Below are 6,156 nucleotides of genomic sequence, written 5' to 3'. Positions count from 1 at the left end.
GGCACCCGTGGGGGTGCCCGCCGCCGTCGGTCGGTGGGGGAGGGGGCCGTGTCCTAGAGGTTCCCGGTGGCGATCATCAGCATGCGGCGCACCGGCTCGGCGGCGCCCCACAGCAGCTGGTCGCCCACGGTGAACGCGGAGAGGTACTCCGGGCCCATGTCCAGCTTGCGCAGCCGGCCCACGGGGATGTCCATGGACCCCGAGGCGGCGATCGGGGTCAGCTGTTCCACGGAGGCGTCCTTGGTGTTCGGCACCACGGAGACCCACTCGTTGTCACCGGCGATGATCTGCTCGATCTCGTCCAGCGGCACGTCCTGGGTCAGCTTCAGGGTGAGGGCCTGGGAGTGGGAGCGCAGGGTGCCGATGCGCACGCAGAGGGAGTCGAAGGGGATCCGGGTCCGGGTCCGCAGGATCTTGTTGGTCTCGGCCCCGGCCTTCCACTCCTCCTTGGACATGCCGTTGCCCAGGTCCTTGTCGATCCACGGGATCAGGGACCCGGCCAGAGGGACGCCGAACTGGGAGGCGTCCAGGGTGCCGTCGCGCTGGGCGGCCAGGACCTTGCGGTCGATCTCCAGGATCGCCGAGGCCGGGTCGGCCAGTTCCGAGGAGACCACCGAGTTCAGGGTGCCGAACTGGGTCAGCAGTTCGCGCATGTGGCGGGCGCCGCCTCCGGAGGCCGCCTGGTAGGTCATGGCGGTGCCCCACTCGACGAGACCGGCCTTGAACAGTCCGCCCAGGCCCATGAGCATGCAGGAGACGGTGCAGTTGCCGCCCACGAACTCCTTGATGCCGCTGGACAGGCCGGCGTCGATCACGCCGCGGTTGACCGGGTCCAGCACGATGATGGAGGAGTCCTGCATGCGCAGGGTGGAGGCGGCGTCGATCCAGATCCCGTCCCAGCCGGCGGCCCGCAGCTTCGGGTAGACCTCGGAGGTGTAGTCCCCGCCCTGGGTGGTCAGGATGACGGGCAGCTTGGCGAGCAGGTCGATGTCATAGGCGTCCTGCAGGACGCCGGCGTCACCGTCCATGCCCTGGTACACCGGCGCGGGGCGCCCGGCCGAGGACGTGGAGAAGAACACGGGGTTGACACGGCTGAAGTCACCCTCCTCCTCCATGCGCTGCATGAGGACGGAACCGACCATGCCGCGCCAGCCGATCAGCCCCACGGTGGGGGTGCCGGCGGTGTCGGAGGTCAGGACAGAGGGGGCCGTTTCGGTCGACTCGGGGGAAACCATGCCCGCAGTCTACTGGCCGGACCCGTCCTCCAGCAGTGAGCTACGTTTCCTCGTCGCCCAGATCCCGCCGACAACGAACACCTGGGTGAGCACCACCAGGAAGACGACGCCGGGGATCACGTCGCCGGAGAGGATCATGATCAGTCCCATCACGGCGGTCACCAGGCCGAGCACGGGGCAGGCGACGAAGGCGATGAACGTCAGGGTGGTCTTGTTCAGCAGCAGGCTCATGGTCGGTCCTGTCGTTCCCATCGTTCGTAGCGGTAGGCCGGACCGGTGCGGGACCGGTGCGCCCCGGTGGCCGGGTCCACGGCGGTCCGGGTCCACCGGGCGTCCAGCTCGGGGGCGAAGGTGTCACCCTCGGCGTCGGTGTCGATCAGGGTGATCTCGGCCAGGGTGGCCACGTCCAGGGCCTGCTCGAAGAGCGTGGCCCCGCCGATCACCCAGATGAGGTCCAGCCCGTCGGCCTCGTGCGCGGCCTCGAGGGCCTCCTGGAAACCGGGCACGACGACGGCGCCGGCGTCCCGCATCCGGCTCGCGGTGGCCTGACGCCGGGAGACCACGATGTTGGTCCGTCCCGGCAACGGCCGGTACTTCGCGGGGAAGGAGTCCCAGGTCTTGCGGCCCATGATCACGGGGTGGCCGTGGGTGAGCTCCTTGAAGCGGTTCAGGTCCTCGGGCACGTGCCACGGCATGTCGCCGTCGGCTCCGATCACCCGGTCGGGGGTCTGGGCCCAGATCATGCCGATCCGGGACGGGGTGTGCTGGCCGGGGTGTTCGTCAGACGGCAATGGGGGCCTTGATCGTCGGGTGGTGCTGGTAGTCGACCAGCTCGAAGTCCTCGTACGCGTAGGAGAAGATGTCCTCCGGCTGCCGGTTCAGGCGCAGCCGCGGGTACGGGTAGGGGGTGCGGGCCAGCTGCTCGCGCACCTGGTCCACGTGGTTGGAGTAGATGTGGCAGTCCCCGCCGGTCCAGACGAACTCGCCGGGCTCCAGGCCCGTCTGCCGGGCCATCATGACGGTCAGCAGGGCGTAGGAGGCGATGTTGAACGGCACGCCGAGGAACAGGTCGGCCGAGCGCTGGTACAGCTGGCAGGAGAGCCGGCCGTCCGCCACGTAGAACTGGAACAGGGCGTGGCACGGCGGCAGGGCCATCTTCTCCACCTCGGCCGGGTTCCACGCGGTGACGATGTGCCGGCGCGAGTCCGGATGGGTGCGCAGGGACTCCACGACGCGGGCGATCTGGTCGATCTGCCCGCCGTCCGGGGCCGGCCAGGAGCGCCACTGCACCCCGTAGACCGGGCCGAGCTCACCGTCCGCGTCCGCCCACTCGTCCCAGATGCTCACGCCGCGCTCCTGCAGCCAGCGCACGTTCGACTCTCCGCGCAGGAACCACAGCAGTTCCAGGGCCACGGACCGGAAGTGCACCCGCTTGGTGGTGATCAGCGGGAAGGACTCACCGAGGTCGTAACGCAGCTGGCGGCCGAACACGCTGTACGTGCCCGTGCCGGTGCGGTCCTCCTTGACGGTCCCGTGGGCCAGGACATCGGCCAGGAGGTCCTCGTAGGGGGTGGGAATGCTCACCCCAGCAGTCTACGGCGCGGTCTGGGGGTCGGCGGACGTCAGTCCTGCAGCTGACCCTCGTAGACCATCGGCTGGTATTCCGGGTACCGCCGCAGGTAGTCCTGCACGTAGCTGCACTCCGGCACGATCAGGAAGCCCTCCGCCTTGAGCCGCTCCAGCACGATCGTCACCAGGGCACGGGCGTACCCGCGGCGGCCGAAGGCCTCGTCGATGATGGTGTGCTGCAGGACGACCACGGTCTGGTCGTCCACGGTCTGCTCGGTGTAGCCGAGGAAGCCGATGAACTGTTCCTTCTGCCACAACTCGATCCGGCCCCGGTCCGGGTCGCGCACGACGCGCAGGTCGTCATGGACGATCTTGGGGGTGTCCTGGCTGCTCATGGGATGACCCTACGTCAGTCGTCCCAGACGTCGTAGACCTCCAGCGAGACGATCCGCCCGCCGGCGTCCACGGCCCGCTGGGCCACGATCATGCCGCCGGGCTTGAGGTAGGGGTCCTTGCGGGGCAGGGCGGCCAGCACGGCGTCCCGGCCCTCCCGGGCGGCCCGGCCGGTGAGCGCGTCCAGGACCACGGGCAGCACGGGCCGGTGCGTGCACAGCACGCTCGCGCGCACCTTGGCCAGCAGTGAGTCGACCTCCTTGCCGGTCCGCTTGGGCTTGGACTTCACGGCCTTCTCGGTGAACGCGCCGTTCTCCTTCAGTCCCCGGCCGGTGTCCTTGACGTACGGGGTCACCGTCTCCACGCAGCGCCGCCAGGGGGAGGTGATGATCTTGCGGGGAGCCCACACGCCCAGCAGCCGGCGCACGGCCAGCGCCTGGCGCTGGCCGGTGGGGGCCAGCGGCCGGGCCCCCTCGGCGCGGGACCACGAGGAGCGGGGCTTGGCCTTGGCGTGCCGCAGCACGATGAACGGGACGGTGCGCAGCGTGCGCTCCCGGTGCGCGGCGATCAGCACCGTGAGGGGTTCGACGTCGGAGGCGTTGGTGAGCTGCTCGAGGGCCTGCTCGGCGCTCACCCACTCGACGCGGTCCACCTCCTTGCCGTCCACCTGGGGGCTCTGGCGCGCGACCTCGACGGCCCAGTACCAGACCTCCTTGGGCGTGCCCCCGTTGACCGTGTAGTGGGTGGACGGCAGCGGCAGGCCGAGCTCCACGTCCAGCCCGATCTCCTCCCGCACCTCGCGCACGGCGCACTCCGGCAGGGTCTCGCCGTCGTCGAGCTTGCCCTTGGGCCAGGACCAGTCGTCGTAGTCCGGCCGGTGGATCAGCAGCACCTCGAGGCCCCGGCCGTTGACCCGCCACGGCAGCACCCCGGCGGCCAGGATCTCCGCGGTGGGCTCGGGATCGTGGAACGAGGCGGTGGAGCGGGCAGCGGTGCTGGGCATTCTCGTGATCCTACCGGGAGGTGAACATCGGGTGACCGCGGGTCGACGTCAGGATGACCGGGCGTACATCACATCGGTGTCCCAGCGGGTGAAGCCGAGCTTGCGGTACAGCTGCACGGCCGACGCGTTGTCCGCGTCCACGTACAGCATCACCGCGTCCACGCCCCGGCGCTGCAGGTACCGGATGCCGAGCACGGTCAGCAGCCGCCCCAGGCCGCGTCCCTGCGCGGCCGGGACCACGCCGATCACGTAGACCTCACCGAGCGGCGGGTGCCCGTCGGCACCGGGGTGGATCTTCGTCCAGTGATAGCCGAGCAGGGACCCGTCGGCGTCCACGGCGAGCAGGAACCCCTCGGGGTCGAACCAGGCCTCGGCCTTCCGGGCGTCGAGGTCCGTCTGGTCCATCGCGCCCTGTTCGGCGTGGTCGGCGAAGGCCGCGGCGTTCGCCGCGAGCCAGGCGGCGTCGTCGTCACCGGGCACGAAGGACCGGACGGTCACGCCCTCGGGGAGGTCCTCGTTCCACGCCGCGGCGTCGGCGTCCGACTGGTGGGTCAGGCGCAGGCGCAGCAGCTCGCGCACCGGGGTGTAGCCGAACTGCTCGGCCAACCGGGCGGCGGCGGCGTGGTTGCCGTGCGCCCAGGCCTGCAGCGGCTCACGGTCCAGCAGGTCGGAGAGCTCGGTGGCCATCGCGGTGGCCACCCCCTGGCCGCGGCAGTTCGGGTGCACCACCAGTTCCAGCACCCCCGGGCCCTGGTCGGCCGAGATCGCGACGGCGGCACCGGCCAGTTCCCCCTCCCGCCCGGGGGAGTGGTCCAGCCAGGCCGTCACGGTGCGGACCCGCTCCGGGTCGTCGGTGGTGCGCAGTTCCACCCAGGTCTGGTCCGAGAAGGGGGGATTGCCGTCCGCGGCCTCGGCCGCGTCGGCCAGGGCACGCAGGTCGTGCAGGGCCCGGGGGTCCAGGCGGCCGGCACTGACGGTCAGTGCCGGGGCCTCGGGGGCTTCGGGGGTCGGGTCAGTGCGGTTCATGGCCCAACACTAGCCGTTGGGGCCCTGACCGGGCTCGCTCTCTCGGGGCACGAACCGGTAACCGACGTTGCGGACGGTGCCGATCAGCTGCTCCTGGTCGGGGCCCAGCTTGGCCCGCAGCCGCCGCACGTGCACGTCCACGGTGCGGGTGCCGCCGAAGTAGTCGTAGCCCCATACCTCGTGCAGCAGCTGCTCGCGGGTGAAGACCCGGCCCGGGTGCTGGACGAGGTGCTTGAGGAGCTCGAACTCCTTGAACGTCAGGTTCAACGGCTCGCCGTGGACCTTCGCGGTGTAGCTGGCCGCGTCCACGCTGACGCCCGAGGCGCGGATGGGCGCCTCGGCACCCGGTCCGGTGGCCCCGGCGTCCTCGGCGGCCCGGGCGACGGACAGCCGCAACCGCGCCGACACCTCGGCGGGACCGGCCGTGTCCAGCAGGAAGTCGGTCGTGCCCCACCCGGGGGAGAGGGCGGCCAGTCCGCCCTCGGTCAGGATCGGCACCACGGGCATGGAGGGGGAGGACGTGCGGATCACCTGGCACAGCCCGCGGGCCCCGGCCAGGTCACGGCGGGCGTCCACCAGCACGACGTCGGTCTCCGGGGAGCGCAGCAGCGACTCGGCGCGCGGCGGAGCCACCGTGACGCGGTGGTCGAGGAACGCCAGGGCCTCCAGGACCGGCGCGGTCGAGCCGCTCAGCAGGAGCAACCGGGCCATCTGGCCTCCTCGACGTCTGAAGCAGGTTCGCACGTCAGTATAGGGAAGCGCGGGGCAGGCAGCGGCGAGGTCGGGTGCGGCGATGGCAGGATGGAAGGGTGAAGCATCCCCTGCTGGCGGTCACCGCCGTGGTCGCCGCCCTGCTCGTGGGCGTCGGCGCGCTGGGCGCGTGGGCCGCGGCCGTCACCGGGTCCGTGCTGGTGGTCGCCGTGGCGCTCG

At 71.2% G+C, this 6,156-nt stretch carries 8 protein-coding genes; all 8 read right to left on the bottom strand.

From position 1 onward, the window contains the following. Positions 1–53: 53 nt before the first annotated feature. From asd to Q0283_RS12685, 8 genes are read right to left on the bottom strand one after another with little or no spacing between them, the layout of a single operon-like run. Positions 54–1,235, bottom strand: coding sequence for an aspartate-semialdehyde dehydrogenase (gene asd, locus Q0283_RS12720; protein ID WP_298045004.1), 1,182 nt, complete (start codon positions 1,233–1,235; stop codon positions 54–56). 9 nt (positions 1,236–1,244) lie between these two features. Further along, positions 1,245–1,466, bottom strand: coding sequence for an NF038396 family protein (locus tag Q0283_RS12715; protein ID WP_183527617.1), 222 nt, complete (start codon positions 1,464–1,466; stop codon positions 1,245–1,247). Then, positions 1,463–2,026, bottom strand: a complete 564-nt coding sequence (locus Q0283_RS12710; RefSeq protein ID WP_010143202.1) for a dihydrofolate reductase — start codon at positions 2,024–2,026, stop codon at positions 1,463–1,465. Before Q0283_RS12710 ends, Q0283_RS12715 begins: the two co-directional genes overlap by 4 nt. Beyond that, positions 2,016–2,819 carry a thymidylate synthase gene (locus tag Q0283_RS12705; RefSeq protein ID WP_183527616.1) on the bottom strand — a complete coding sequence of 268 codons (804 nt, stop codon included), beginning with the start codon at positions 2,817–2,819 and terminating at the stop codon, positions 2,016–2,018. The genes Q0283_RS12710 and Q0283_RS12705 overlap by 11 nt, the downstream gene beginning before the upstream one ends. Positions 2,820–2,857: 38 nt before the next feature. Next, on the bottom strand, positions 2,858–3,199 hold the full coding sequence (locus tag Q0283_RS12700; RefSeq protein WP_183527615.1) for a GNAT family N-acetyltransferase: 342 nt from the start codon (positions 3,197–3,199) through the stop codon (positions 2,858–2,860). Between the two features lie 14 nt (positions 3,200–3,213). Further along, a complete protein-coding gene (locus Q0283_RS12695) occupies positions 3,214–4,200 on the bottom strand; it encodes an NUDIX hydrolase (RefSeq protein WP_183527614.1) in 987 nt (328 codons plus the stop codon). A 48-nt stretch (positions 4,201–4,248) separates the two neighbouring features. Beyond that, complete coding sequence (gene mshD, locus Q0283_RS12690) at positions 4,249–5,226, bottom strand: mycothiol synthase (RefSeq protein ID WP_298044998.1); 978 nt, start codon at positions 5,224–5,226, stop codon at positions 4,249–4,251. Between the two features lie 9 nt (positions 5,227–5,235). Then, entirely contained in the window at positions 5,236–5,937 is a 702-nt protein-coding gene (locus tag Q0283_RS12685; protein WP_183527609.1) for a response regulator transcription factor, read from the bottom strand. Positions 5,938–6,156: the final 219 nt, after the last annotated feature.

It is taken from the genome of uncultured Citricoccus sp., assembly GCF_937871995.1.
Taxonomy (GTDB): domain Bacteria; phylum Actinomycetota; class Actinomycetes; order Actinomycetales; family Micrococcaceae; genus Citricoccus.
Note: the sequence above shows the minus strand (reverse complement) of the source record. Positions and strands in the feature narration are given on the sequence as shown.

Bases quoted from the DNA above. Each gene is read 5' to 3' on its own strand.
- asd (WP_298045004.1), bottom strand. From the start codon at position 1,235: ATGGTTTCCCCCGAGTCGACCGAAACGGCCCCCTCTGTCCTGACCTCC.
- Q0283_RS12715 (WP_183527617.1), bottom strand. From the start codon at position 1,466: ATGAGCCTGCTGCTGAACAAGACCACCCTGACGTTCATCGCCTTCGTC.
- Q0283_RS12700 (WP_183527615.1), bottom strand. From the start codon at position 3,199: ATGAGCAGCCAGGACACCCCCAAGATCGTCCATGACGACCTGCGCGTC.
- Q0283_RS12695 (WP_183527614.1), bottom strand. From the start codon at position 4,200: ATGCCCAGCACCGCTGCCCGCTCCACCGCCTCGTTCCACGATCCCGAG.
- mshD (WP_298044998.1), bottom strand. From the start codon at position 5,226: ATGAACCGCACTGACCCGACCCCCGAAGCCCCCGAGGCCCCGGCACTG.
- Q0283_RS12685 (WP_183527609.1), bottom strand. From the start codon at position 5,937: ATGGCCCGGTTGCTCCTGCTGAGCGGCTCGACCGCGCCGGTCCTGGAG.